At 62.5% G+C, this 24,495-nt stretch carries 23 protein-coding genes; 9 read left to right on the forward strand and 14 right to left on the reverse strand.

Translation table 11 applies throughout. The annotated features are described in order from the left end of the window. Nucleotides 1-39: 39 nt before the first annotated feature. Nucleotides 40-465, reverse strand: coding sequence for a VOC family protein (locus PZN02_RS05445; protein WP_280660583.1), 426 nt, complete (start codon nt 463-465; stop codon nt 40-42). Between the two features lie 65 nt (nt 466-530). On the opposite strand from PZN02_RS05445, the gene PZN02_RS05450 reads away from it, so the two are divergent. After that, complete coding sequence (locus tag PZN02_RS05450) at nt 531-1,124, forward strand: TetR/AcrR family transcriptional regulator (RefSeq protein ID WP_280660584.1); 594 nt, start codon at nt 531-533, stop codon at nt 1,122-1,124. Nucleotides 1,125-1,150: 26 nt separating this feature from the next. Here the strand turns inward: PZN02_RS05450 and nth are convergent, their stop codons facing one another. Beyond that, a complete protein-coding gene (gene nth / locus PZN02_RS05455) occupies nt 1,151-1,921 on the reverse strand; it encodes an endonuclease III (RefSeq protein WP_280660585.1) in 771 nt (256 codons plus the stop codon). A 22-nt stretch (nt 1,922-1,943) separates the two neighbouring features. Between nth and PZN02_RS05460 the strand changes: the two genes are divergently transcribed. Together PZN02_RS05460 and PZN02_RS05465 are read left to right on the forward strand one after the other, a co-directional pair. Further along, entirely contained in the window at nt 1,944-2,441 is a 498-nt protein-coding gene (locus tag PZN02_RS05460) for a DUF2244 domain-containing protein (protein ID WP_280660586.1), read from the forward strand. 112 nt (nt 2,442-2,553) lie between these two features. Then, a complete protein-coding gene (locus tag PZN02_RS05465) occupies nt 2,554-3,426 on the forward strand; it encodes a bifunctional helix-turn-helix domain-containing protein/methylated-DNA--[protein]-cysteine S-methyltransferase (RefSeq protein ID WP_280660587.1) in 873 nt (290 codons plus the stop codon). A 181-nt stretch (nt 3,427-3,607) separates the two neighbouring features. On the opposite strand, the gene PZN02_RS05470 is transcribed toward PZN02_RS05465, so the two are convergent. The 6 genes from PZN02_RS05470 to mepA all read right to left on the reverse strand — a co-directional run bounded on the left by PZN02_RS05470 (nt 3,608) and on the right by mepA (nt 9,667). Further along, the gene (locus PZN02_RS05470; protein ID WP_280660588.1) at nt 3,608-4,243 is read right to left on the reverse strand and encodes a 2,3-bisphosphoglycerate-dependent phosphoglycerate mutase; all 636 of its coding nucleotides are present in this window, start codon (nt 4,241-4,243) and stop codon (nt 3,608-3,610) included. A gap of 27 nt (nt 4,244-4,270) precedes the next feature. Continuing rightward, nucleotides 4,271-5,089 carry a 4-hydroxy-tetrahydrodipicolinate reductase gene (dapB, locus tag PZN02_RS05475; protein ID WP_280660589.1) on the reverse strand — a complete coding sequence of 273 codons (819 nt, stop codon included), beginning with the start codon at nt 5,087-5,089 and terminating at the stop codon, nt 4,271-4,273. Nucleotides 5,090-5,108: 19 nt separating this feature from the next. Beyond that, complete coding sequence (locus tag PZN02_RS05480; RefSeq protein ID WP_280660590.1) at nt 5,109-6,914, reverse strand: ABC transporter ATP-binding protein; 1,806 nt, start codon at nt 6,912-6,914, stop codon at nt 5,109-5,111. Between the two features lie 112 nt (nt 6,915-7,026). Further along, nucleotides 7,027-8,046: a glucokinase gene (locus PZN02_RS05485; RefSeq protein ID WP_280660591.1), complete on the reverse strand. Its 1,020-nt coding sequence runs from the start codon at nt 8,044-8,046 to the stop codon at nt 7,027-7,029. Between the two features lie 47 nt (nt 8,047-8,093). Next, nucleotides 8,094-8,474, reverse strand: a complete 381-nt coding sequence (locus PZN02_RS05490) for a methylglyoxal synthase (RefSeq protein WP_280660592.1) — start codon at nt 8,472-8,474, stop codon at nt 8,094-8,096. Nucleotides 8,475-8,599: 125 nt separating this feature from the next. Continuing rightward, nucleotides 8,600-9,667 (reverse strand): penicillin-insensitive murein endopeptidase, encoded by a 1,068-nt coding sequence (gene mepA / locus PZN02_RS05495; RefSeq protein WP_280660593.1) that lies wholly within the window; start codon nt 9,665-9,667, stop codon nt 8,600-8,602. Between the two features lie 204 nt (nt 9,668-9,871). Between mepA and PZN02_RS05500 the strand changes: the two genes are divergently transcribed. The 5 genes from PZN02_RS05500 (at nt 9,872) to PZN02_RS05520 (ending at nt 16,727) form a co-directional block, all read left to right on the forward strand. Then, nucleotides 9,872-11,719, forward strand: coding sequence for an extracellular solute-binding protein (locus PZN02_RS05500; protein WP_280660594.1), 1,848 nt, complete (start codon nt 9,872-9,874; stop codon nt 11,717-11,719). Nucleotides 11,720-11,897: 178 nt separating this feature from the next. After that, entirely contained in the window at nt 11,898-12,977 is a 1,080-nt protein-coding gene (locus PZN02_RS05505; RefSeq protein ID WP_280660595.1) for a microcin C ABC transporter permease YejB, read from the forward strand. Beyond that, nucleotides 12,977-14,119 (forward strand): ABC transporter permease, encoded by a 1,143-nt coding sequence (locus PZN02_RS05510; protein WP_280660596.1) that lies wholly within the window; start codon nt 12,977-12,979, stop codon nt 14,117-14,119. The genes PZN02_RS05505 and PZN02_RS05510 overlap by 1 nt, the downstream gene beginning before the upstream one ends. Before the next feature lie 8 nt (nt 14,120-14,127). Further along, complete coding sequence (locus PZN02_RS05515) at nt 14,128-15,756, forward strand: ABC transporter ATP-binding protein (protein WP_280660597.1); 1,629 nt, start codon at nt 14,128-14,130, stop codon at nt 15,754-15,756. An 11-nt stretch (nt 15,757-15,767) separates the two neighbouring features. Further along, nucleotides 15,768-16,727, forward strand: coding sequence for a 2-hydroxyacid dehydrogenase (locus tag PZN02_RS05520; protein ID WP_280660598.1), 960 nt, complete (start codon nt 15,768-15,770; stop codon nt 16,725-16,727). Between the two features lie 187 nt (nt 16,728-16,914). Here PZN02_RS05520 and PZN02_RS05525 read toward each other — a convergent pair whose 3' ends face one another. From PZN02_RS05525 to PZN02_RS05535, 3 genes are all read right to left on the reverse strand, one after another. After that, on the reverse strand, nt 16,915-17,769 hold the full coding sequence (locus PZN02_RS05525; protein WP_280660599.1) for a C40 family peptidase: 855 nt from the start codon (nt 17,767-17,769) through the stop codon (nt 16,915-16,917). Between the two features lie 8 nt (nt 17,770-17,777). Further along, on the reverse strand, nt 17,778-18,128 hold the full coding sequence (locus PZN02_RS05530) for a MarR family winged helix-turn-helix transcriptional regulator (RefSeq protein WP_280660600.1): 351 nt from the start codon (nt 18,126-18,128) through the stop codon (nt 17,778-17,780). Nucleotides 18,129-18,331: 203 nt separating this feature from the next. Continuing rightward, a complete protein-coding gene (locus PZN02_RS05535) occupies nt 18,332-19,723 on the reverse strand; it encodes a leucyl aminopeptidase family protein (RefSeq protein WP_280660601.1) in 1,392 nt (463 codons plus the stop codon). A gap of 131 nt (nt 19,724-19,854) precedes the next feature. On the opposite strand from PZN02_RS05535, the gene PZN02_RS05540 reads away from it, so the two are divergent. After that, nucleotides 19,855-20,676, forward strand: coding sequence for a tetratricopeptide repeat protein (locus PZN02_RS05540; protein ID WP_280660602.1), 822 nt, complete (start codon nt 19,855-19,857; stop codon nt 20,674-20,676). A 264-nt stretch (nt 20,677-20,940) separates the two neighbouring features. Here the strand turns inward: PZN02_RS05540 and PZN02_RS05545 are convergent, their stop codons facing one another. The 3 genes from PZN02_RS05545 to PZN02_RS05555 all read right to left on the reverse strand — a co-directional run bounded on the left by PZN02_RS05545 (nt 20,941) and on the right by PZN02_RS05555 (nt 24,474). Further along, nucleotides 20,941-21,864, reverse strand: a complete 924-nt coding sequence (locus PZN02_RS05545; RefSeq protein ID WP_425336285.1) for a type II secretion system F family protein — start codon at nt 21,862-21,864, stop codon at nt 20,941-20,943. Between the two features lie 70 nt (nt 21,865-21,934). Beyond that, entirely contained in the window at nt 21,935-22,945 is a 1,011-nt protein-coding gene (locus tag PZN02_RS05550) for a type II secretion system F family protein (protein WP_280660604.1), read from the reverse strand. Nucleotides 22,946-23,007: 62 nt separating this feature from the next. Next, on the reverse strand, nt 23,008-24,474 hold the full coding sequence (locus tag PZN02_RS05555) for a TadA family conjugal transfer-associated ATPase (protein WP_280660605.1): 1,467 nt from the start codon (nt 24,472-24,474) through the stop codon (nt 23,008-23,010). Nucleotides 24,475-24,495 lie beyond the last annotated feature (21 nt).

Consider the following 24,495-nt stretch of genomic DNA (forward strand, 5'->3'; position numbering starts at 1 on the left):
CCGATTTAAGGCACATGCGGTAGGCGAAAATGCATGTAATCAGGCCGGCAGCGCCCCGACGTCGTAGGCGGCAGCAAATTCCGCAGTCGGCGGAATGGGCTTGATGATATCGATCATGACGCCGTTTGGGTCGGCGGTGATGAAATGACGTTGGCCGAAGTCCTCGTCGCAGATCGGCTTGAGTATGGGAAGCCCTGCGGCCTGCACGTCGGTATAGACCTGGTCGGGATCGTCGACCTCGAAGTTCAGTAGCAAGCCACGAACCGGCGCCCGCGACGCTTCCGGTATGGTTTCATGGCGATAGTCTACAATGGCGAGCGTCACATGCTCGTCCTCTGTTGATTGGAGATGCATGTACCAGTCGCTCGCGAAAAGCGCCTCGAAGCGGAAGTGCCTCATATAGAAATCCGACGTCGCCTGAACGTCGTTCGTCATGATGACCGGATAATAGCTCGTCGATTTCATACTTTCCCTCCTGCCCTCTTTTTCATACAATCTGTCTGTATCTAATTAACATACAGGCTGCATGTATGCAACAGAGATCAACTCGACGCTCCAACCGAGATCGATCCGACGCCACACGAACCGCAATCCTCGACGCGGCCCGCGACCTCTTTGTCGTCCGCGGATACGCAGACACGGCAACACCCGACGTCGTTGCCGCAGCGGGGCTGACGCGCGGCGCGCTCTATCACCACTTCGAGGACAAGAAGGCGTTGTTTCGGGCTGTCGTTGAACGCGAGGCACGGGAGGTCGCCGCGGCAATCGAACAATCCGGCGACACCCGTCTCTCGCCGCGCGACGCGCTCGTCTCCGGCGCCGGCGCCTATTTCGACGCGATGGCGACGCCGGGCAGGGTGCGCCTGTTGTTGCTCGACGGCCCTGCCGTTCTCGGAGCGAACGAGGCGGCGGCGATCGACGCGGCACACGCGCGACGCACGCTGGAGGAAGGCCTGAAGGCCGCGATTGCGCCGCGCCGCATCGACAGCACGGTCCTGACCGCGACGGCAATACTGCTTTCCGCCGCCTTCGATCGCGCTGCAGTCGAGATCGAGGGGGGCGCCGCCCGTGCGGTCTATATGAATGTAATCACCGATCTGATCGACCGTCTGATCGCACCCTGAAATCGCTGCCTCGCCGCAGTGAGATATCAGCCGGCAATGGGAACGACCTGCGGCGGCAGTTCGACCAATGGGGCCGGTATATCGCAAGTTTTTTCCGGAGACTTGCAGAGATCGGCGATGACACAACGCTCGCATTCCGGCCGGCGTGCCTTGCACACGTAGCGGCCGTGCAGGATCAGCCAATGGTGGGCGTGGTAAAGATAGGCCTCGGGGATGACGCTGAGCAGATGCGCTTCCACTTCGTCCGGCGTCCTGCCCGGCGCCAGGAGAATGCGATTGGCGATGCGGAAGATATGGGTGTCGACGGCGATCGTCGGTTGGCCGAAAGCCATCGACAAGACGACATTGGCGGTCTTGCGCCCGACGCCCGGCAGGGTCACCAGTTCTTCCCGTGTCCGGGGTACCTCACCGCCGAAATCGGCAATCAGCTTCTCCGAGAGCGCGATGACGTTTTTCGCCTTGTTGCGGTAAAGCCCGATCGTCTTGATATAGTCCCGAAGCTTTTCCTCGCCCAATGCCAGCATCTTTTGCGGTGTATCGGCGACGGCAAAGAGCGCGCGCGTCGCCTTGTTGACGCCGGCGTCGGTTGCCTGGGCCGAAAGCGCGACCGCCACCACCAGCGTGAACGGATTGACGTGTTCGAGCTCGCCCCTCGGTTCCGGGCGCTGCACCGAGAAACGGCGAAAGATCTCTTCGACCTCGGCAGCGCTGTAGGCACTGCGCTGCCGCGCCAGGCGGACCGGCGCAGCGTTCGATTTTGACGATTGTTTCGGCGATTTCAGCTTCACGTTTTTCATGCTGCATCTATAGTCATTGGTCATGACCGAAGGCAACGCCGAGACCTCCATCAACGACCAGCCGATCTTCGCGGCCGAGCTTACGCCCTACCGTTCGCTCGGCCTCAAGGGTTTCAAGGTCCTTCTGATGATCGCAGGCGCGATGAGCCTCATGCACATATTCGTGTTCCTGGTCATCGGTGCATGGCCGATCGTGTTCTTTTTCGGCCTGGACTTCGTCCTGCTCTTCGGCGCCTTCTGGCTCAACTATCGTTCCGCACGCGCCCGGGAAGAAGTCAGCGTCTCGCGGACCGACGTGTCGGTCAAGAAATTCACCCCATCGGGGAGAATGACCGAGCATCGCTTCAATCCCTTCTGGGCACGATTCAGCATCAAGCGGCACCAGGAGATCGGCATCGTCTCGATGTGGATCGGCGGCGGCGGCCGCCAGACGGACATCGGCTCCTTCCTCAATCGTGACGACCGCGAAACTTTCGCGCTGGCCTTTGCCCGTGCGCTCGCGACTGCCCGCGGGCGCTGACTTTGAAACGCAATTGCGGGCTCTTCCTGGCGCTGCTCTGCACCGACGCGCACAAGAATCGGGTGGTTATCCGCTCGCCACATGATTACCTGTAGGCTGACAGGAGGCGATCATGAACGTTGTTACATCCATTCCGACCGATATCACTCCCGAAGGCACCGATTACGATACGGTCAGCCGCGTGATCGAGATGCTGACGGAGGACTACCGCGATCAGCCATCGCTTGAAACCGTCGCCCGACGCCTCGGCCAGTCGCCGACGCAGTTGCAAAAAACCTTCACCCGCTGGGCGGGCCTGTCGCCCAAGGCCTTTCTCCAGGCGGTGACGCTCGATCACGCCAAACGGTTGCTGCGCCAGGAGGACATGCCGTTGCTCGAGACCAGCATCGAGGTGGGCCTGTCCGGTCCCAGCCGGCTGCACGACCTCTTCGTCACGCACGAGGCGATGTCGCCCGGCGAATGGAAGGCGCGCGGCGCCGGATTGACCATTCGCTACGGCTTCCATCCCTCGCCCTTCGGAACCGCGCTCGTCATGGTCACCGAACGTGGCCTTGCCGGACTTGCCTTTGCCGATTCCGGCGAGGAACGGTCGAGCTTCGACGACATGGCCCGTCGGTGGCCGCAGGCGAGCTATGTCGAGGACAGTGCGGCAACGGCGCGTTATGCCGCCCGCATCTTTAATCCGGAGCGCTGGTGTGCGGAGGAGCCGCTGCGCATCTTCCTCATCGGCTCGGATTTCCAGATCCGGGTATGGCAGGCACTGCTCAACATCCCGCTTGGGAAAGCGACCACCTATTCGAAGATCGCCGACGAGATCGGCCAGCCGACCGCGTCGCGCGCCGTCGGCGCGGCCGTCGGACGCAACCCGATTTCCTTCGTCGTGCCCTGCCACCGCGCGCTCGGCAAGAGCGGCGATCTCACCGGCTACCACTGGGGCCTGACGCGCAAGCGCGCGATCCTCGGCTGGGAAGCGGGCAAGGCGTGACGTGATAGGGTACCAGCGGCCGAATGCAGGATACGTCTTTCCGCCTGCGGATCGCCCCTCATCCGCCTGCCGGCACCTTCTCCCCGCACGCGGGGCGAAGGAAACTCGCGGCCTCGTCTCAGTTCCCTCTCCCCGCCTGCCGGGAGAGGGCTAGGGTGAGGGGCAATCGCTCCTCAATGCATTAATGCGCGGCGGACATGTCGCCGAGCACTTCCTTCGACGCAACCGTTGAATCGGCGTTCAGCTTGTAGACCATCGGCACCCCGGTCGCGAGGTTGAGCTTGAGGATCTGTTCCTTAGTCAACTTGTCGAGCACCATGACGAGCGAGCGCAGCGAGTTGCCGTGGGCAGCGATCAGCACCTTCTGGCCCGAAAGAACGCGCGGCAGGATATCGGTAAGATAGTAAGGCCAGACGCGCGCGCCGGTGTCGCGCAGGCTCTCGCCGCCCGGCGGCGGGACGTCGTAGGAGCGGCGCCAGATATGCACTTGCTCCTCGCCCCATTTGGCACGCGCGTCGTCCTTGTTGAGGCCGGAAAGGTCGCCGTAGTCGCGCTCGTTCAACGCCTGGTCGCGAATGGTTTCGAGCGAGGACTGGCCGACGGCGTCGAGAACGAACTGGCAGGTGCGCTGGGCGCGGATAAGGGATGAGGTGAAGGCGATGTCGAACTTGATGCCGTACTCGGCGAGCGCCTTGCCGCCAGCTTTCGCTTCCTCGACGCCGAGCTCGGTCAGGTCCGGATCGCGCCAGCCGGTGAACAGGTTCTTCAGGTTCCAATCGCTCTGACCATGCCGAACGAGGACGAGGGTGCCGCTCATTTCATTTCCTCTTGAAAGATTTGAGTGTCAGTTGAGCCCGAGAACATCGAGCATGGAATAGAAGCCAGGCTTCTGGTTGCGACCCCAAAGGGCCGCCGTGACCGCGCCGCGCGCAAAGATCGAGCGATCCGTGGCGCTGTGGGAAAGTGTGACCTGCTCGCCCTCGCCCGCGAGAATGACGGAATGTTCACCGACGACGGAGCCGCCGCGCAAAGTGGCAAAACCGATCGCCCCTTCCGGCCGTGCTCCGGTGTGGCCGTCCCTGACCCGCACCGAATGATCCGCAAGCGCGATGCCGCGAGCCTTGGCCGCCGCCTCCCCAAGCAGGAGCGCCGTGCCCGACGGGGCATCCACCTTGTGCTTGTGGTGCATCTCCAGAATTTCGATGTCCCAGTCCGCCGCCTTCAGCGCGCGCGCCGCCTGCTGCACCAGCACGCCGAGAAGATTGACGCCCAGGCTCATATTGCCCGACTTGATGACGCGCGCGTGCCGCGCCGCTGCCCGGATCTTCGCCTCGTCGTCCGCTGAGCAGCCGGTCGTGCCGATGACGTGGACGATGCGTGCCTGCGCTGCCAGCCCGGCAAATTCGACCGTGGTGGCCGGCGTCGTGAAATCGAGAACGCCATCCGCCTCGACAAAAGCCTCGAGTGGCTTGTCGGTGATGGCGACATCGATCGGCCCAAGCCCGGCGAGTTCGCCGGCGTCACGGCCAATCAACGGCGAGCCCGGCCGTCCTACCGCGGCGTGGAGACGCACGCCAGCCATGCCATGAACGATCCGGATCAGCGTCTGCCCCATACGGCCGGCCGCACCGACCACCACGAGCTTCATATCCGTTTCGCTCATTATCGAATTCCCTTGGCTTCTATAGAATGGCGTCTTCCGCCGTCATGTCCGAGGCGCTGCCCTGAAGATTGTGCAGCCGAGCGTAGAGACCGTCCGGACGCTGCGCAAGCTCCTCATGCGTGCCCTCCTCGACGACGCCGCCGTCCTTCATGACGATGATTTTGTCGGCGTTGACGACGGTCGAAAGCCGGTGAGCAATGACGATGACCGTGCGGCCGCTCATCGCCCGATCGAGTGCTTTCTGCACCGCAGCCTCGGACTCGGTGTCGAGGGCGGAGGTCGCTTCGTCGAGAAGGAGGATCGGCGCATTGCGCACAAGTGCGCGGGCAATCGAAAGCCGCTGGCGCTGGCCGCCCGACAGCGTGACGCCGTTCTCGCCGACCGGCGTATCGTAGCCCTGCGGCTGCGCCAGGATGAAATCATGGGCGTAGGCGAGCCGCGCCGCTTCCTCGATTTCCGCGTCCGTGGCTTCCGGCCGACCATAGCGAATATTGTCGCGGATCGAGCCCTCGAAGAGGTACGGTTGCTGCGAGACATAGGCAAGTCCATTGCGCAGCGACTGCTTGGTGATCCCGGCGATATCCTGTCCGTCGATAAGAATCTGCCCCGACTTGGGGTCGTAGAAGCGCGGGATAAGGCTGATGATGGTCGACTTTCCGGCACCCGAAGGACCGACCAGCGCTGTCGTCTTGCCGCCCTCGGCGCGGAAGCTGACCCCCTTCAGGATCTCGTCGCCGGTGCCGTAGGCGAAGCGCACGTCACGCAGTTCGATCGTCGCTTCGCCGAATTTGATTTCGGTTGCATTGGGACGGTCGCGCTGATGCGGCACGGTGTCGAGAATCTCATAGATCATGCGCGCGTTGACGGCCGCGCGCTCCAGCGACACCTGCAGACGCGCGAGGCGCCGTGCCGGGTCGTAGGCCATCAAGAGCGCGGTGACGAAGGCGAAGAACGCGCCCGGCGGGACGTTGCCGTAGATCGTGCGGAAAGCCGAGTAAGCGAGCACCGACGATATCGCCAGGCCGGCAAAGGTTTCCGTCATCGGCGCGGTGCGTTCGCTGAGCCGCGCGATCCGGTTTGCCCGGTTTTCCGCCCGCTCGATGATGGCCTCGACCTTGCGGCGCAGTTCGTTTTCCATCGTGAAGGCCTTGACGATGGTAATGCCCTGGATCGTTTCCTGCATGGCGCCGAGCACGCGGCTGTTGACCTCGACGGCCTCGCGCGTCGCCAGGCGCAGGCGCTTCGAGACATAACGCAGGCCAAGAAGCAGCGGCGGCGCGACGAAGAAGACGATGAGCGAGAGCAGCCAGTCCTTGCTGAACATGACGCCAATGAGCCCGATCAGGGTCAGAAAGTCGCGGGCGATCGACGTCACCGTCATGTTGAGTACGTCGCGAATGCCGCTGACATTCTGGCTGATCTTGGCGGCAAGCTGCGCCGAGCGCATGTCGTGGAAATAGCCGACGCTGAGCGCCATCAGATGGGCGTAAAGCCGGCGCTGATAGCGGGCGACGATATTGTTGCCGATCTTCGAGAGCGCGACCGCCTGCCCGTAGGTCGCCAGACCCCGCAGGACGAAGGCCGCGAAGATTCCGGCGCAGATCCACAGCACGATATCGGCGCGCCTGTTGGCAAAGGCCTCGTTGATCACGGTTTCCATGATCCAGGCGGTGAAGCCGGTCGTCGCCGCCACGACCATCAGGCAGGCGATGGCAAAGGCATAGCCCCGGATGTGGTCGCGGCCGTTTTCGGCAATGACGCGCCTCAGGATTCCGGTAATCGTGTCGGAATCGACTGCGCGCTGTTTTCTATTCTTGGCGTCCAAAAAGCCCGTCTTCCCTGAGCTCGGTGCGGCGTTCCGTGTACCGGCATCGCCCGTCCGGCGCTCTATAGTGCTTTGATGCCGCTTTGGCGAGTCTTTGCGAACATTCGGCCGGTCAGCTTCTCCAGCGCCGTCCCTCCATTGCAACACCAAAGTCTCTCGGTGTGCGCGCGAAGGCGGCGAGACCGGAAAGTGCCGCCATCGGATGGACGACGGCGAAAGTCGGGATCGTTCGCATCAGTGCCGAATGCGGCGCCTTGTCCTCGAACGCGGCTCGGAATTCCGGCCGCATCAAAGCCGGCAATATTTTCTGCGAGATGCCGCCCGCCAGGAACACGCCGCCGCGGGCCATGAAAATAAGCGCCATATCGCCGGCGACGCGGCCAAGATAGGTGCTGAAGAGCGATATGGTCTCGATCGCCGCCGGATCGGAGCCTGAAAGCGCGCTGGTCGTGACCGCTGCCTGGTCGGCGAGCTCCGGCTCCTCGCCATTGGCGGCGCAGACCGCCCGATAAAGGTTCATGATGCCGCGCCCACACAAAATCTGCTCGCCCGCCATGCGGCCCTCGATCGGCTCCAGGAACGGCCAGATCCGGAAATCACGCTCGGTGCGCGGGCCGATATCGACGTGGCCGCCTTCGCCGGGCACGGGGATCCAGGTGTGCTGCGCGAAAACCAGGCCGGCGACGCCGAGCCCCGTTCCCGGACCAAGCACGACGCGCGACGTCGAGGGACGGATACTGCCGCCGCCGATCTGGACGAGATCCTCGTCGGCGGGTGTGGCGACCGCGAGCGCCTGTGCCTCGAAATCGTTGATGATCAGCACGTCGGTGAGACCAAGGCTCGCCAGCATATCCTTCGGCCGAATCACCCAACCGGCGTTCGTCAGCGGAATTTCGTCGCCCTTGATCGGCCCTGCGACAGCCAGTATCGCCGAGCGCGGTTGAAGGGACGTCTTGTCGAGGATGCTCTTCTGCATCGCCTCCTCGATCGTCGCGAAATCGCCCGTCTTGATCGGTGGCAGTTGCTTCGGTTCGGCATAGGTATCGATCAGCAGCGCGAAGCGAGCATTCGTTCCACCGATGTCGCCGATCAATATCGGAAAGGGAAAGCCATGGTCACTCGCACTGAGCATTGGAAAATCCGTCCTGATCGCGGTCATGGAATCTTCGAGACTGTGTATCAGTTACGCCGGAAGGCGATCAACTCTTCCGCCGTTGCGCGGTTGAGCGCCATCGGGATGTCGTAGACGATCGCCAGGCGCATCAGCGCCTTGACGTCGACATCATGCGGCATGGCCGTCAGCGGATCGACGAAAAAGATGAGGAAATCCACGTCGCCGGTGGCAATCATCGCGCCGATCTGCTGGTCGCCGCCGAGCGGTCCGCTTTTGAGGCGCGTGATATCGAGCCCGGGACAAGCCTCGAGAACGCGACCGCCGGTCGTGCCCGTAGCGACGATCTTCCATTTGGACAGCACCGCCTCGTTTGCCTTGGCAAAGGCGGCAAGATCATCCTTCTTCTGATCGTGGGCAATCAGGGCAAGACATTTCCGATCGGCCATGCTGCCTCTCCAGCGTCAACTTTAAATCGATTTGAAAGCCCTATACATGAGCACCGCGCAATTGGAAAGGCGGCGGGGCCAGCGGATCGTTTTGTCGGTCCATTGAAGGCACCCCGTCCGACCGGTTATTGCAGTGCTGGGCGTGGCAACGGAACCGGAATGTTTTCCAATGGCGCCGCGGCCGCAGCGCCGATGACGGCTTCGATGCTCGTCGCGGCGGCGGGAGCGGCGGTCGCGGAGCGGTAGGCCGTGCCGTAGGTCGCTTCCTGTTCGGAAGTTGGCGCCGGACCGTCGAGCACCATGGCGCAAGCCTTCGGCAGATCCGAAAGCTTCGCAAACTTCGGCTTTGGCGGCTTCTCGCCGGGCTTCTTCTTCGGCTTCGCCCATGGCGCGTCGGTGAACCACCAGGCGAGCGACTTGTCGCAGCCGTCACCCGCTGGAACACGCGCCTGACCCTTGCAGCCGACCGAACCCTCGGGGCACTTTATGCGAATGTGGAAATGGTAATCGTGGCCATAGATCGGCCGGACCTTGCCGAGCGCCGACCGATCGCCCTTCCAGGTGTCGCAGAGCTTCTTCTTGATCGCCGGATTGACGAAGACACGCTCTACCTGGGGATAGCTTGCCGCCATCATGATCAGCCGTGCGTGGGCGGGCGTCCATATGGATGGATCGACTGTCAAAAACTTGCTCTTGTCGAGCATGGACGTCGCCGAGACCGTCTCGCGCTCCTCATAGGTGAGCGTCCTTTGCGGCATTGGTGTCAGCCAGATATCGGCGTCGAGTCCGATCTGGTGCGAGGCATGGCCCGAGAGCATCGGGCCACCGCGCGGCTGCGAGATGTCGCCGAGTAGAAGCCCCGGCCAGCCGACCTTTTCGGCCGCATCACGGGAGAATCGCTCGATCAGCGCAACCATCTGCGGATGGCCCCAGCGTCGATTGCGCGACAGGCGCATCGCCTGCCAGGTCTGCCCGTCGGTCGGGATCGCGACGCCGCCGGCAAGACAGCCTTTTGCATAAGAGCCATATGCCGATGGTGTCATCACCGCCGGCAACGCCTTGGCGCCAAAGAGTTCCTTCGCAGGCGTTCCGTCGGCCGAAGCGGCGTCGGTGGCCAGAAGGCTCGCCCCCACAATCAGGCCCAGCATTGCCGAACCGCAGCGTCGAAAGGCAGCCGCTATTTCAAGTCCCATTCCAGTCCCCCGATCGGCGGCAGCATCGGTATCCCACACGGTCTGCCTTCACCCCTATCCCGAATCACCGCACTTGCCCGAAGCTAGCGGATCACCCGGATGTGACTCAAAAATTTCGCCTGATTTTGGGCAAGTCCTGTCAATTGCCCCGATTTCGCCTATTCTGGTCCGAAAGATCATCGAACGATAAGGGGAAGCAACTGGATGCTGGATTTGAGCGGTATTGTGAAGACGAGACTGGCGACCGCACTTCTGGCAATACCTCTGCTCTTACCGATTGGGGCGCGCGCCCAACAGCAGCCCGTTTGGCACCATGGTCTTTCGCTCGTCGGCGAGCTCAAATATCCACCGGGCTTCGAACGCTTCGACTATGTGAACCCCGACGCCCCGAAAGGCGGCGACGTCCGGCTCTCCCAGACGGGGACCTTCGACACGTTCAATCCGCTGCTCGAAAAGGGTGAGGCGGCCGTGGGGTTGGCACTCGTTTTCGACACTCTGATGAAGCCGGCAGATGACGAAATTTCAACGGCCTATGGCCTGCTTGCCGAAAGCGTTTCGTTCCCGGACGACATCTCGTCCGCCACATTCCGCCTGAGGAAGGAAGCGAAGTGGTCGGACGGAAAACCCGTGACACCGGAAGACGTCATCTTCAGCTTCGAGAAGGGCAAGGAGCTCAATCCGCTTTACCAGAGCTATTACAAGCATGTCGTCGGAGCGGAGAAGATAGGCGAGCACGAAGTCACGTTCCGCTTCGACGAGAAGAACAATCGCGAGCTGCCGCACATCCTGGGCCAGCTCCTGATCGTCCCGAAGCACTGGTGGGAAGGGCCTGGCCCGGATGGCAAGCCGCGCGACATCAATCGCACGACGCTGGAGCCGGTGATCGGCTCGGGCCCCTATCGAATCGCCTCGTTTTCGGCCGGATCGACGATCCGTTACGAGCGGAGGGACGACTATTGGGGCGCAAACCTCAACGTCAATGTCGGCCAGAACAATTTCGACTCCATCACCTACACCTTCTTCGGCGACAGCGGAGTCGAGTTCGAGGCCTTCCGGGCCGGTGACATCGATTTCTGGCGCGAGACCCAGGCACGCCGGTGGGCGACCGGTTACGATTTTCCGGCCGTCAAGGAAGGACACATAAAACGCGAGGAGGTGCCGTTCCGGGCGACCGGCGTGATGCAGGCGCTGGTGCCGAACATGCGCCGCAAGCCGTTCGATGACGAACGTGTGCGCGAGGCCCTCAACTATGCCCTCGACTTCGAGGAGCTGAACCGCACCGTCTTCTTCAATCAGTACACGCGCGTGGACAGCTATTTCTTCCTGACGGAGCTGGCCTCCACCGGCCTGCCGGAGGGTCTCGAGCTGGAAATCCTGAAGGAGGTCAAGGACAAGGTCCCACCCGAGGTCTTCACGACGCCCTATGCCAATCCGGTCGGCGGCACACCGCAGAACGCGCGCGACAATCTGCGCAAGGCGGTCGCTCTCTTGAAGGAGGCTGGCTTCGAGCTCAAAGGCAACCGCATGGTGAATACGGCGACCGGCAGGCCGTTCTCCTTCGAGATTCTCTTGAGCAGTCCGATGCTGGAGCGGGTGGCGCTGCCCTATGCCCAGAACCTCAAGCGGATCGGCATCGAGGCGAGCGTGCGCACCGTCGACCCGTCGCAATATACGAACCGGGAGCGGGCCTTTGACTACGACATGACCTGGGAAGTCTGGGGACAAACACTGAGCCCGGGAAATGAACAGGAGGACTTCTGGGGTTCGACATCGGCCTCGCGGGAGGGTTCGAGAAATTACGCCGGAATCAGCGATCCGGGCGTCGACGCTCTGATCAATCGCGTCATCTTCGCCAAGGACCGCGAGACGCTCGTTGCCGCCACGAAGGCGCTCGACCGGGTTCTGCTCGCCCACCATTATGTCGTGCCGCTCTACTACCCGAAGGCAGCAAATATCGCTTACCGCGATACGATCGGCAGGCCGCCGGAGCTGCCGAAATACGCGATCGGCTTTCCCGACATCTGGTGGTCGTCGGCCGCCGCCAAGCAATGAGACCTTGCGCTCGAGCTGGCTCTCGATTCCAAATGCAAATAGCGAATCACTTAAATACGGCAGTGGCCGGGCTCGAAACGCACGGCAAGGAGTATCAGGGATTGAGACGAAATAGACGGCAACCCGAAGCACCGCGGATCGACGCGATCGGCGGCAAAACGATGCCGAGGTTCGCCTGATGGGTGCCTATATCCTGCGTCGACTGCTCTTGATGATCCCGACGATCATCGGGATCATGGCCATCTCCTTCGCCGTCGTGCAGTTCGCGCCGGGCGGGCCGGTGGAGCAGGTGATATCGGAGTTGACGAACGCCGCCGGATCGGACCGGCTGACCGGCGGCGGCGATCTGCTCCAAAGCGGCGGCGACGAGGGCGGCCGATATCGCGGAGCGCAGGGCCTCGATCCCGAGTTCATCGCAAAGCTCGAGAAACAGTTCGGCTTCGACAAGCCGCCGCTCGAACGCTTCCTGACGATGATGTGGAACTATGCCCGCTTCGATTTCGGCGAAAGCTTCTTCCGCAACACGTCCGTTGTCGACCTCATCGTCGACAAGATGCCGGTCTCCATCTCGCTCGGCGTCTGGATCCTCATCTTTTCCTACGCCATTTCGATCCCGCTCGGCATTAGGAAGGCCGTCACCGACGGTTCGACCTTCGATGTCTGGACGTCCGGCATCATCATCATCGGCTATGCCGTTCCGGGTTTCCTGTTCGGCATCCTGCTGATCGTCGTTTTTGCCGGCGGATCCTTCTTCGACTGGTTCCCTCTGCGCGGTCTCGTCTCGGACAATTTCTATGAGCTCCCCTGGTGGCAGAAGATCCTCGACTACTTCTGGCACATGACGTTGCCGCTGATCACGCTCCTGCTTTCGGCCTTCGCGACGACGACCCTGCTCACCAAGAACTCCTTCATCGACGAGATCAAGAAGCAATATGTGACGACGGCGCGGGCGAAAGGGTTGGCAGAGCGGCAAGTGCTTTACGGCCACGTCTTCCGCAACGCCATGCTGATCATCATCGCCGGCTTTCCCGGCGCCTTCATCTCCGCCTTCTTCACCGGTTCCCTGTTGATCGAATACATCTTCTCCCTCGATGGGCTCGGCCGGCTCGGCTACGACGCCGTCGTCAAGCGCGACTATCCCATCGTCTTCGCGACGCTCTACATCTTCTCGCTGATGGGCCTCTTCGTCAGTCTGATCTCCGATCTGATCTACACCTGGGTCGATCCGCGCATCGACTTCGAGCGGAGGGACGTCTGATGAGTACAGTCACGACCCTTCCCCGCCAAGACGGAGCTCCCGCCAAAGGCTGGCTGACACCGATCGGACGGCGGCGCTGGCAGAACTTCAAGGCCAACCGCCGCGGCTACTGGTCGTTCTGGATCTTTCTTGTCCTCTTCGGCCTTAGCCTTTGCGCCGAATTCATCGCCAACGACAAGCCGCTCGTTGCCTCGTACAAGGACGAGATTCTTTTTCCGGTTCTGGTCAATTATCCTGAGGAGAAGTTCGGCGGTTTTCTTGCCGAAACGGACTACCGATCGGACTTCATCCGTGACGAGATCGAGGCCAATGGCTGGATGATCTGGCCGCCGATCCGCTATTCCTACCAGACGGTCAACTCGAACATTCCCCATTCGGCGCCGACGCCGCCTTTCTGGCTGATGAGCAAGGAGGAGCGCTGCTCCGCCTACCCGCAAGGTGCCGCCGATCCGGGCTGCACGCTCGGCAACCTCAACTGGCTCGGTACCGACGACCAGGCGCGCGACGTGATGGCGCGGATGATCTACGGTTTCCGTCTCTCGGTGCTCTTCGGCCTGCTGCTCACGATCGCCTCCGCCGTGATCGGGGTTTCGGCCGGCGCCGTCCAGGGCTACTTCGGCGGCTGGACCGACCTCCTGCTGCAACGCTTCATAGAAATCTGGTCGTCGATGCCAGTGCTCTATATCCTGCTGATCATCGCCGCCATCCTGCCGCCCGGCTTCTTCATCCTGCTCGGCATCATGCTGCTTTTCTCCTGGGTCGGCTTCGTGGGCGTGGTCAGGGCGGAGTTTCTGAGAGCCCGCAACTTCGAGTATGTGAACGCCGCACGCGCGCTCGGTGTCGGCAACGGCACGATCATGTACCGTCACCTGCTGCCAAACGCGATGGTCGCCACACTCACCTTCCTGCCCTTCATTCTCTCCGGCTCGATCACCACGCTGACGTCGCTCGACTTTCTCGGTTTCGGCATGCCGCCGGGTTCGCCCTCGCTTGGCGAGATGATCGCCCAGGGCAAGTCCAACCTCCAGGCGCCGTGGCTGGGGCTGACGGCCTTCTGCGCCATGTCGGTGATGCTTTCGCTGCTGATCTTCGTCGGCGAAGCGACGCGCGATGCCTTCGACCCAAGAAAGACATTCCGGTGAGCGCAACGATGACAGAGACCCTTCTTTCCGTGCGCGATCTCTCCGTCGCCTTCCATCAGGGCGGCGAAACGTCGGTCGCGGTCGACCACATTTCCTTCGACATCAAGCGCGGTGAGACGGTCGCGCTCGTCGGCGAGTCCGGTTCGGGAAAGTCGGTATCGGCGAATTCGATCTTGAAGTTGCTGCCCTATCCGGCCGCGAGCCACCCGAGCGGCGAGATCTTCTTCAACGGCAAGGATCTCCTGAAGGCAAGCGATGCCGAGCTCAGGCACGTCCGCGGCAACGACATCACTATGATCTTCCAGGAACCGATGACGTCGCTGAACCCACTGCACACGATCGAGCAGCAGATCGGCGAGATCCTCGATCTTCACCAGGGCATCGAGGGCGCCGCCGCGCGGGCGAAAACGCTGGATCTCCTGAACCAGGTGGGCATCCGCGAAGCGGAAAAGCGCCTCGGCGCCTATCCGCACCAGCTTTCCGGCGGCCAGCGCCAGCGCGTCATGATCGCCATGGCGCTCGCCAACCGGCCGGAACTGCTGATTGCCGACGAGCCGACGACGGCGCTCGACGTGACCGTGCAGGCGCAGATCCTGGAACTTCTGAAGTCGCTCAAGGACGAGCACGGCATGTCCATGCTCTTCATCACGCACGACCTCGGCATCGTCCGCAAGATCGCCGATCGGGTCTGCGTGATGACCAAGGGCAAGATCGTCGAAACCGGACCGACAGCCGAGATCTTCGCCAACCCGCAGCACGCCTATACCCGCCATCTGCTCGCCTCCGAGCCCAAGGGCGAGCCGCCGCCTTCCGATACCTCGAAGCCGATCGTCATCGAGGCCAGGGACGTGAAGGTCTGGTTCCCGATCAAGGCGGGCTTCATGCGCCGTGTCGTCGACCACGTCAAAGCGGTGGACGGCGTCGACCTGACGCTTCGTGCCGGCCAGACGCTCGGCGTCGTCGGCGAGTCCGGCTCGGGCAAGACGACGCTGGGCCTGGCGCTGACGCGCCTCATCTCCTCGAAGGGCCGCATCGCTTTCGTAGGCAAGGACATCGAGGCCTACAGCTTCCGCGAAATGCGGCCGCTCAGGAGCCGGATGCAGGTGGTCTTCCAGGATCCTTACGGCTCGCTGAGCCCGCGCATGTCGATCGCTGACATCATCGGCGAGGGGCTGAAGATCCACGAAAGCGCCCTCTCCGGCGAAGAACGCGACGCGCGCGTCGCCGCCGCCCTTCAGGAGGTCGGGCTCGATCCGGCAACCCGCTGGCGCTATCCGCACGAATTTTCCGGCGGCCAGCGGCAGCGCATCGCAATCGCCCGCGCCATGGTGCTGAAGCCGCAATTCGTTATGCTCGATGAGCCGACCTCGGCGCTCGACATGAGCGTGCAGGCGCAGGTAGTTGACCTGCTCCGCGAGCTTCAGCGCAAACACAATCTCGCTTATTTGTTCATCAGCCACGATCTCAAGGTCGTCCGCGCGCTTGCCAACGAGATGATCGTCATGCGCCTCGGCAAGGTGGTCGAACAGGGACCGGCCGAGCGCATCTTCGAGGCGCCGGGCGAAGACTACACCAAGGCTTTGATGGCCGCCGCCTTCGATCTCGAGGCCGTCAATCTCTCCGCCATCCGTCAATAGAGTTCTTAAGAATGCCCGCCAAGAGTCCCGTCATCGTCGACCTGAAATTCATTCCGGAGGAGGTGGAGGCCGCTCTGCAAGGAGCATTTCCCGATCGCGAGGTGATCAATCGCGCGGATCCGGCGCAAAGGAATCGAGATCTCTCCGGCATCGATTACGCGGTGGTCTGGATATCGGCGCCGGATCTCTTTTCGCGCGCACCCGACCTGAAGGTGGTGTTTTCCGGCGGCGCCGGCGTCGACCACGTCTTGACACTGCCGGGTCTGCCGGACGTACCGCTTGTGCGCTTCGTCGACCAGACGCTGACCACACGCATGAGCGAATGGGTGGTGATGCAGTGCCTCCTGCATCTGCGCCAGCATCGCGCCTACGAGGCCTTGGCCCAGAAGCGGGAATGGCGCGACCTCATCCAGCCGGAGGCTGCCGACGTCACCGTCGGCATCATGGGCATGGGCGTACTCGGCCAGGACGCCGCGCGAAAGCTCGCGGTCATGGGCTTCAATGTGATCGGCTGGTCGCGAACCATGCGGGCAATCGAGGGGATGGACAGCTACGGCGCTAGCGACCTCGATGCCTTTCTGGCACGCACCGACTTTCTCGTCGGCCTGCTACCGCTGACGGCGGAAACCAAAGGCATATTCGATGCCGATCTGTTCGCAAAGCTCAGCCGCAAGGGGCCTTTTGGCGCGCCGGTGTTCATCAACGCCGGACGCGGCGGCAGCCAGGTGGAAGCAGACATCCTGGAATGCCTTGATTCCGGCGTCTTGGGAGCGGCGTCGCTCGACGTCTTCGAGGAGGAGCCCCTCTCACCGGACAGCCGCTTCTGGACCATGCCCAACGTCTACGTAACGCCCCATGTCGCCGCCTCTTCCGACGTCAAGGCGCTCTTTGCCCATGTCGAGCAGCAGATCGCCCGGTTCGAAAGCGGCATGCCGCTCGAGCATGTTGTTGATAGATTAGCCGGCTATTGATATCGACATTGCACGACCGGGCCCGACGCAGCGGATTGCCCCCTCACCCTAACCCTCTCCCCGCAGGCGGGGAGAGGGGACCAAGGCGTTGCGGCACATCCCCTTCTACCCACCTGCGGGGAGAAGGTTCCGGCAGGCGGATGAGGGGCAACCAAGTTGTCAAAAAAACCCGACAAATCATCCCGACCTACGGCCGGCGATAGCCGGTCGGCTGGTTGTAGAGCCAGCCGATGCGGCGGATCGCATCCTCGAGCCCTTCGCGCGCAACCGTCATTGTATGGCCGTTGGCATGAATCAGCGTGCGCTCGTCCTCCATGATCGCCACATGGCCCTTCCAGAAGACCAGATCGCCGCGCCCGAGTTCCTCGCGACTTATGGCCCGGCCGAGGCCACTCGCCTGCATGTCGGAGTCGCGTGGCGCATTGCCTCCCACCATCTGCATCGCAAGCTGCACGAGGCCGGAGCAGTCGATGCCGAAACCGGATCGGCCGCCCCAGAGATAGGGGGTCTCGAGAAAGCGCGTCGCGACGCTGACATAGTCGCCGGCGAGTGCTTCGCCGGCCGGAGCGCAATGATTGGCGATGACAGCCAATCCGCTGTCCAACAGGAAGTACCGCGTGCCACGGGTTTCGGTTTCGCCGACAACATGCACGCGGCTCCCCATGGAAAGAGCAAAGGCCTGGGGGAAGCGCAGATCGGCACCCCGATAGACGATTGTTCGCGGCACCGCGACGATGTGTGTTGCCCGCGCATTCGAAGAACTCAACACGGCCTCAGGCACATAGCCGACATAGCCATCGAGATCGGCCTTCACCCATGCCCAGCCGCCCGCAACGTCCAGCACACGCGCGGTCTCTCCGTAAAGCAATTCCGTGTCGGTCCCACATTCAAGGTCGGGCCTTGCCCGTAGCGGCGTCACGGAAACGGAGACGGTCGCAGGCGTTCCTTCGACATAGCGCTGGGCTTCTACAACGCCGCGCAGGCGCTCCTCTGCGAGATCATCGCGATAGGCATTGAGGCGGCGGTCAGGCAATTGCGGCATGGGTAAACTCACAAGGACAGGTTTCGACCCTGATTGATGATCAGATCGCCGAACTTTTCAAGATAAAGTGCACCTTCGACCGTGCGTTTGATGACGACGTTGCGCCGGTCGCACTCGTCGCGCACCCGGTCGACGAGGCCGAGCGCGCCCATCGTGTCGAGCGCGCGGGTGATAACCGGCTTCGTGACACCGAGCGTCGCGGCAAGCCCTCTGACCGTGTGCGGCGGCGGAACGAGATAGATCTGCAAGAGGATCGCCATCTGGCGCAGCGTCAGGTCGCGGCTATCGACCCGCACCTGCTCGAGCGACACAGCATGCCAGAGACCGAGTGCCTGAGAGGGGGTAAGCTCAACCGGCAATGGAAACTCCTGCGTTGACGACGTCGCGGCAGCATAGCCAGGCGATCGTTACGCAAGCGTTTCTTTTGTATGCCGATTGGTGGCGCCATCATACGCCTGCCGGCACCTCCCCTATCTTGATGGGGAGAAGAACTCGCGGCGCGCCCTCGATATCCCGCCGCACAGCCGGTGCGGCGGGATGAGGGGCAAATATGGGTGAAAGGCTACCCTGCGATGCGGCCGATATGATGATAAAGCGCCCGGATTGCCTGGGCTTCGCCACCGATGGGGGAATGCGGGCGTTCGGCCTGTGCCCAGCCGAAAATGTCGAAATGCACCCAGCTCTTCGCGTTGGTGACAAAGCGTTTGAGGAAGAGCGCCGCCGTGATCGCGCCGGCCATGCCGCCTGCGGGTGCGTTGGTGAGATCGGCGATCCGAGCGGAAACATCCTTGTCGTAGCCCATATGGAGCGGCATCCGCCACATCGGGTCATCGACGCTGAGGCTCGCCTCGGCAAGATCATGGGCAAGCGCACCGTCATCGGTGAAGAACGGCGGCAGATCGGGGCCGAGCGCGACGCGGGCAGCACCCGTCAACGTCGCCATGTCGATAATGAGATCCGTCTGCTCCTCGTCGGCATAGGCGAGCGCATCGGCGAGAATCAGCCGACCCTCGGCGTCGGTGTTGTCGATCTGTACCGTCAGACCCTTGCGGCTCCGGTAGATGTCGCCCGGACGGAAGGCGTTCGAGGAAATCGAATTCTCGACCACGGGAACGATGACGCGCAGATCGACCTTCAGCTTGGCGTCCATGATCATCAGCGCCAGGCCCATGACGTTGGCGGCACCGCCCATGTCCTTCTTCATAAGCAGCATCGAAGCGGCCGGCTTGATGTCGAGGCCGCCGGTGTCGAAGCAGACACCCTTGCCGACCAGCGTCACGCGTCGGTGGCCCTTCTTGCCCCAACGCATCTCGAGAAGCCGTGGCGCCTCGGCGCTGGCGCGGCCGACCGTGTGGACCAGCGGGAAATTCTGCGCCAGCAGGGCCTCGCCCGATATGACCGAGACATCGGCCTTGTAGTGGCCGGCAAGCGCCCGGAAGGCTGCTTCCAGCGCCTCCGGCCCCATGTCGTTGGTCGGCGTGTTGATGAGGTCGCGTGCGAGAAAGACCCCGGCGAGCTGCCTCTTGATGTCGGTCGCATCGGCGTCGGCGGGGATGAGCAGCGTCGGCGCCGCCGCCTTGGCGGACTTGTAGCGCTCGAAGCGATAGGAACCGAGGCCGTAGCCGAGCGCCAGCCGGTTGGCGGTCAACGGGGCCGTTTCGATATGCCACTTGCCGGCCGGCAGTGCGCGGGCGAGCTTTCCGGTCAGGAACGGCGCCTCGGAAGGATTGGCGCCGAGACCGAACAGAGCGCCGCCGAGCTGACCGTCGGACGACGGAATGAGCAGAACGGCGCCGGATTCCGCCTTGAACCCCGCCTTCTTCGCCCAGTCGAGCGCGATCGGATCGATGCTCCCCGTTTCGATATGCGCCGGCGTGACCGCGAAGATCGGCAGCGTCTTGCCGGTGCTGGTGTTGAACGGCGACGGCCGCTCAATGAACTGATAGGGAGCCATGGAAGTCCTCGACTGACAGATACAGATTGCGCGATTAACGCTCCGTTAGGGTTAACAGATTATTGCTGGAGTGAAAGTTGCGCCGCTGATGTTGGGAGTTCCGGTGCGAACGCATGCTGGGGACACCACTTATGACCGCTCACGCCACTTGCTCGTCCTTACTCCCTCGTCTGGTTCAGGGTACCGCCGTCGCGCTTGTCGCGCTGTCGCTCGCCGGCTGCGCCGGCCAACAGAATAAGGAGCTCACCACCGGCTCGATCCCGACGCTCTCTAAACCTGTGCAGTCGATGAACGCAACCGAGTTGTCACAGGCGGCGGAAAGCATAGGACAGGCCTATGAACGCAACCCCAAGGATCGCGAGGCGGGTCTCAACTACGCCAACCTGTTGCGCATGACCGGCCGCAACGAGCAGGCGCTTGCCGTCATGCAACAGGTGGCGATCAACCATCCTTCGGACCGCGAGGTTCTGGGCGCCTACGGCAAGGCGCAGGCCGCTGCCGGCCAGCTCGAACAGGCATTGACGACGATCAGCCGAGCGCAAACGCCGGACCGACCGGACTGGAAGCTGAAATCCGCGGAGGGCGCGGTTCTCGACCAGCTCGGCCGGTCGTCGGAAGCGCGTCTCAGATACCGGGAGGCCCTGGACCTGCGCCCCAACGAGCCGTCCGTGCTCTCGAATCTCGGCATGTCCTACCTGCTGACGAAGGATCTCAGGACCGCCGAAACCTATCTCAAATCGGCCGCTGACCAGCCCGGCGCCGACAGCAGCGTGCGGCAGAACCTCGCGCTCGCCGTCGGTCTCCAGGGGCGTTTCCAGGAAGCCGAGGCGATCGCCCGCCAGGAATTGACCGCAGAGCAGGCCGAAGCGAACGTCGCCTATCTCAGGTCCATGCTGTCACAGCAGGGCGCCTGGAAGCAGCTCGCCAAGGCAGATGACGGGAATACCAATTAGCGCGGGTTTCTCACGCCTCGCTGCCACCCCTGCACCGTCATCCTCGGGCTTGACCCGAGGATCCATGCGCAAGCCTCACCAGAGCTCGAAGATATGCACCAGCGTGGACCTACACCATGCAGAACGGTGCTGGTATTTGGATCCTCGGGTCAAGCCCGAGGATGACGCCTCTGAGGGGCCGCGTGAACAACGGATTCCGATGGCAGTTCAAGGCGCTACGGCGATCTTTGTAGGACGAAGCGCCTTACATGAAACCGATGCGCCCTAAAACTTATCCGCAACCTGTATCCCCGCGGGGCCAAGGATGACGGCGACGAGAACCGGCAGGAAGAAAAGGATCATCGGGACGGTTAGCTTCGGCGGCAGCGCCGCCGCCTTTTTTTCCGCCGCATTCATGCGCTGGTCACGGCTTTCCTGCGCCAGCACGCGCAGGGCCTGCGCCACGGGGGTTCCGTAACGGTCGGCCTGGATCAGCGCCTGGGTCACTGACTTCACATCCTCGATGCCGGTGCGCAGGCCGAGATTCTCAAGTGCGACGCGGCGTTCCGGCAGGAACGAAAGCTCGGCCGTCGTCAGCACCAACTCTTCGGCGAGCGGCGGCGATTGCGTCGCGATCTCGTCGGCAACACGACGCATGGCAAGCTCCATGGAGACGCCCGATTCGACGCAAATCAGCAAAAGGTCCAGCGCGTCGGGCCAGGCACGGCGGATCGAGTGCTGGCGCTTGGAGACGGCATTGGCGATGAAGATATTCGGCGCGTAGAAACCGAGATAAGCGAAGCCCACAGCGAAGAGCAGCCTGAGCATCAGCGGCTTGTCGGCAAAATTCTCCAGGACGAAGATGTAGACGACTGCAATGATCAGAAACAGGAAAGGCAGGCAGAAGCGGGCAAAGAGAAAGGTATTGAGCGCGTTCTGCGATCGATAGCCCGCCGTCTTCAGGCGGTTGACTGTGTTGTCGTCGACGAGCGCCTTCTTCAGGTTCAACCGCTCGACGATCTGACGCACCGACGTGTTGTTCTGCGCTCGAAGACTTCCCTTGCCACTCGCGGCTTCGGCATTCAGTCGGGTGCGTTCGCGGGCGCGTATCAGTTCGCGTTCCGTCGCCACCGATTTCATCCGCTTCGTCAGATCGCCCCTTTCGAAGAAGGGGACGGCAAGCGAATAGAATGTCGCCATCACCGCCATCGAGACGAGGACGGCGATTATGATGTTCGGATCGGTCAGCGTTTTTACCCAGGCATCCACCGAAGCACCCTCAGATGTCGAAATTGATCATGTTGCGCATCATGAAGATGCCGATGCTCATCCAGACGGCGGAGGCACCCATGATGAGGTGGCCGCGCGGGTCGGTGAAGAGAACCATCATGTAGTCGGGCGACGTGAGATAAACGAGCGTCGCGACGATGAAGGGCAACGCGCCGATGATGCAGGCGGATGCCTTGGCCTCCATGGACAAGGCATTGACCTTCGCCTTCATCTTCTTGCGCTCGCGCAGGACCTTGGAGAGGTTGCCGAGCGCTTCCGAAAGGTTGCCGCCCGCCTGCGCCTGTATGGCGATCACGACCGCGAAGAAATTCACTTCCGGCAGGGGAATGTTCTGGATCATGCGGGCGCAGGCTTCCGGCACGGTGAGGCCGACCTGCTGGGATTCGACGACGCGACGGAATTCCGTCTTGACCGGCTCCTGTCCGTCGCTGGCAATCAGCCGGAGCGCGTCGTTCAGAGGCAGACCGGATTTGATCGAGCGGACCATGACATCGAGCGCGTTCGGAAATTCTTCCAGGAATTTCTTGCAGCGTCGCTTGATCATGAAGCCGACGATCCAGCGCGGCAAGCCGGCAGCAGCGATCAGCGCGACGCCAACGGCAATCAGCAATTTGCCACTGGCAACGAATGTCAACAGAAGGGCAAACAGGCCAAAGATGGCACTGAACAAATAAAACTGCGGCACGGACATCGAGAGGTTGGCCTGCGCCAACCGCAGCTTCATCGACGGAGCGGCCTTCGCCGACTTTTCCTGCTGCTTCTTTTCGAGCTCCTTCAGCGAATCCTGAACGGACTTGCGCCGCTTCGACATTTCGTTGACGCGATCGCGAGCGGCCTTGATCTGGGTTCGGTCCGTCTCGGCAGCACTGACCCGGCGGAAGCGGCCTTCGGCCTTCTTCTCGTTCTCGATGCGCGAGAAGAGCACACCGTAGGCGAGCGCCGCCGCCGCGACCGCGACGAGGCCAGCCAGTGCCAAAACGGTGATGTCTATGCCGAACATCGTCGAACCTGTTTCCTTACGTTAGCGGGCGCGATGGCGAAGCAACTCTTCGCCCTGCCGCTCTAGTTCTTTTCCATCGCGTCGAGCGTCGCGGCGAGCCGCTTGTCCTCGTTGAAATAGCGCGCGCGGTCCCAGAAATGCGGCCGGCCGATGCCGGTCGAAACGTGCCGGCCGATGATCCGGCCATTGGCGTCCTCGCCGTCCATCTCGTAGCGCATCAGGTCCTGCGTGATGATCACGTCGCCTTCCATGCCGACCACTTCGGTGACGTGCGTGATCCGGCGCGATCCGTCGCGCAGGCGTGAGGCCTGGATGATGACATCGACCGAGCCCGCGATGATTTCCCGAACGGTCTTCGCCGGCAGCGTGTAGCCGCCCATGGCAATCATCGATTCCATGCGGCTCAGGCACTCCCGCGGTGTGTTGGCGTGGATCGTGCCCATCGAACCGTCGTGACCGGTGTTCATCGCCTGCAACAGGTCGAAGACCTCCGGACCGCGCACTTCGCCGACGATGATGCGCTCGGGGCGCATGCGCAGGCAGTTCTTGATCAGGTCACGCATGGTGATCTCGCCCTCGCCCTCGATGTTGGGCGGACGGGTTTCGAGGCGCACCACGTGCGGCTGCTGCAGTTGCAGTTCGGCCGAATCCTCGCAGGTGATGACCCGCTCGTCGCTGTCGATATAGCGCGTGAGACAATTGAGCAGCGTCGTCTTACCCGAACCGGTGCCGCCGGAAATGACGATGTTGCAGCGGACGCGGCCGATGATCTGAAGGAGGACCGCGCCCTCCGGCGTGATCGATCCGAAGCGCACCAGTTGTTCCAGCGTCAGCTTGTCTTTCTTGAACTTGCGGATCGTGAGCGCCGTGCCATCGATCGCCAAGGGCGGTGCGATGACGTTGACGCGCGATCCATCGGGCAGGCGCGCGTCGCAGATGGGGCTCGATTCGTCGACGCGGCGGCCCACCTGGCTCACGATACGCTGGCAGATCGACAGCAATTGCGAGTTGTCGCGAAAGCGGACTTCCGATTCCTGAACCTTGCCGCCGACTTCGATGAAGGTCTGGCCGGCACCATTGACCATGATGTCGGCGATATCGTCGCGCGCAAGCAGCGGCTCCAGCGGCCCATATCCAAGCACGTCGTTGCATATGTCGTCGAGCAGTTCCTCCTGCTCGGCGATCGACATCGCGAAATTCTTGATGGTGATGATATCGTTGACGATATCGCGAATTTCTTCGCGCGCACTTTCGGTGTCGAGCTTTGAGAGCTGCGAGAGGTCGATCGTGTCGATCAGCGCGGAAAAGACCTGCGATTTGGTGTCGTAATAGTCCTCGTCCCTGGCCGCGCGCCGCCGCGCCGGCGGAGCCGCCGGCTGCGGACGGACCGGGGCGACAACGGGTTCGGCGAGGACGGGTGCTACCGGTCGCTCTGCAGCAATCGGCTGCGCAGCCGGCATGGGCAGCGGAACCACGGGGCTCGTTACGCCAGCCTTGCCAAAACCTTCATTTCCGCGCTTTCCAAACATCAATTCAATCCGGTTGCTTCA

The sequence above is a fragment of the Sinorhizobium garamanticum genome (assembly GCF_029892065.1).
Classification (GTDB): Bacteria; Pseudomonadota; Alphaproteobacteria; order Rhizobiales; family Rhizobiaceae; genus Sinorhizobium; species Sinorhizobium garamanticum.

Coding starts and splice junctions, on each gene's coding strand:
- PZN02_RS05445 (WP_280660583.1), bottom strand. CDS start 465: ATGAAATCGACGAGCTATTATCCGGTCATCATGACGAACGACGTTCAG.
- PZN02_RS05450 (WP_280660584.1), top strand. CDS start 531: ATGCAACAGAGATCAACTCGACGCTCCAACCGAGATCGATCCGACGCC.
- nth (WP_280660585.1), bottom strand. CDS start 1,921: ATGAAAAACGTGAAGCTGAAATCGCCGAAACAATCGTCAAAATCGAAC.
- PZN02_RS05460 (WP_280660586.1), top strand. CDS start 1,944: ATGACCGAAGGCAACGCCGAGACCTCCATCAACGACCAGCCGATCTTC.
- PZN02_RS05465 (WP_280660587.1), top strand. CDS start 2,554: ATGAACGTTGTTACATCCATTCCGACCGATATCACTCCCGAAGGCACC.
- PZN02_RS05470 (WP_280660588.1), bottom strand. CDS start 4,243: ATGAGCGGCACCCTCGTCCTCGTTCGGCATGGTCAGAGCGATTGGAAC.
- dapB (WP_280660589.1), bottom strand. CDS start 5,089: ATGAGCGAAACGGATATGAAGCTCGTGGTGGTCGGTGCGGCCGGCCGT.
- PZN02_RS05485 (WP_280660591.1), bottom strand. CDS start 8,046: ATGCTCAGTGCGAGTGACCATGGCTTTCCCTTTCCGATATTGATCGGC.
- PZN02_RS05490 (WP_280660592.1), bottom strand. CDS start 8,474: ATGGCCGATCGGAAATGTCTTGCCCTGATTGCCCACGATCAGAAGAAG.
- mepA (WP_280660593.1), bottom strand. CDS start 9,667: ATGGGACTTGAAATAGCGGCTGCCTTTCGACGCTGCGGTTCGGCAATG.
- PZN02_RS05500 (WP_280660594.1), top strand. CDS start 9,872: ATGCTGGATTTGAGCGGTATTGTGAAGACGAGACTGGCGACCGCACTT.
- PZN02_RS05505 (WP_280660595.1), top strand. CDS start 11,898: ATGGGTGCCTATATCCTGCGTCGACTGCTCTTGATGATCCCGACGATC.
- PZN02_RS05510 (WP_280660596.1), top strand. CDS start 12,977: ATGAGTACAGTCACGACCCTTCCCCGCCAAGACGGAGCTCCCGCCAAA.
- PZN02_RS05515 (WP_280660597.1), top strand. CDS start 14,128: ATGACAGAGACCCTTCTTTCCGTGCGCGATCTCTCCGTCGCCTTCCAT.
- PZN02_RS05520 (WP_280660598.1), top strand. CDS start 15,768: ATGCCCGCCAAGAGTCCCGTCATCGTCGACCTGAAATTCATTCCGGAG.
- PZN02_RS05525 (WP_280660599.1), bottom strand. CDS start 17,769: ATGCCGCAATTGCCTGACCGCCGCCTCAATGCCTATCGCGATGATCTC.
- PZN02_RS05535 (WP_280660601.1), bottom strand. CDS start 19,723: ATGGCTCCCTATCAGTTCATTGAGCGGCCGTCGCCGTTCAACACCAGC.
- PZN02_RS05540 (WP_280660602.1), top strand. CDS start 19,855: ATGACCGCTCACGCCACTTGCTCGTCCTTACTCCCTCGTCTGGTTCAG.
- PZN02_RS05545 (WP_425336285.1), bottom strand. CDS start 21,864: ATGGCGGTGATGGCGACATTCTATTCGCTTGCCGTCCCCTTCTTCGAA.
- PZN02_RS05550 (WP_280660604.1), bottom strand. CDS start 22,945: ATGTTCGGCATAGACATCACCGTTTTGGCACTGGCTGGCCTCGTCGCG.
- PZN02_RS05555 (WP_280660605.1), bottom strand. CDS start 24,474: ATGTTTGGAAAGCGCGGAAATGAAGGTTTTGGCAAGGCTGGCGTAACG.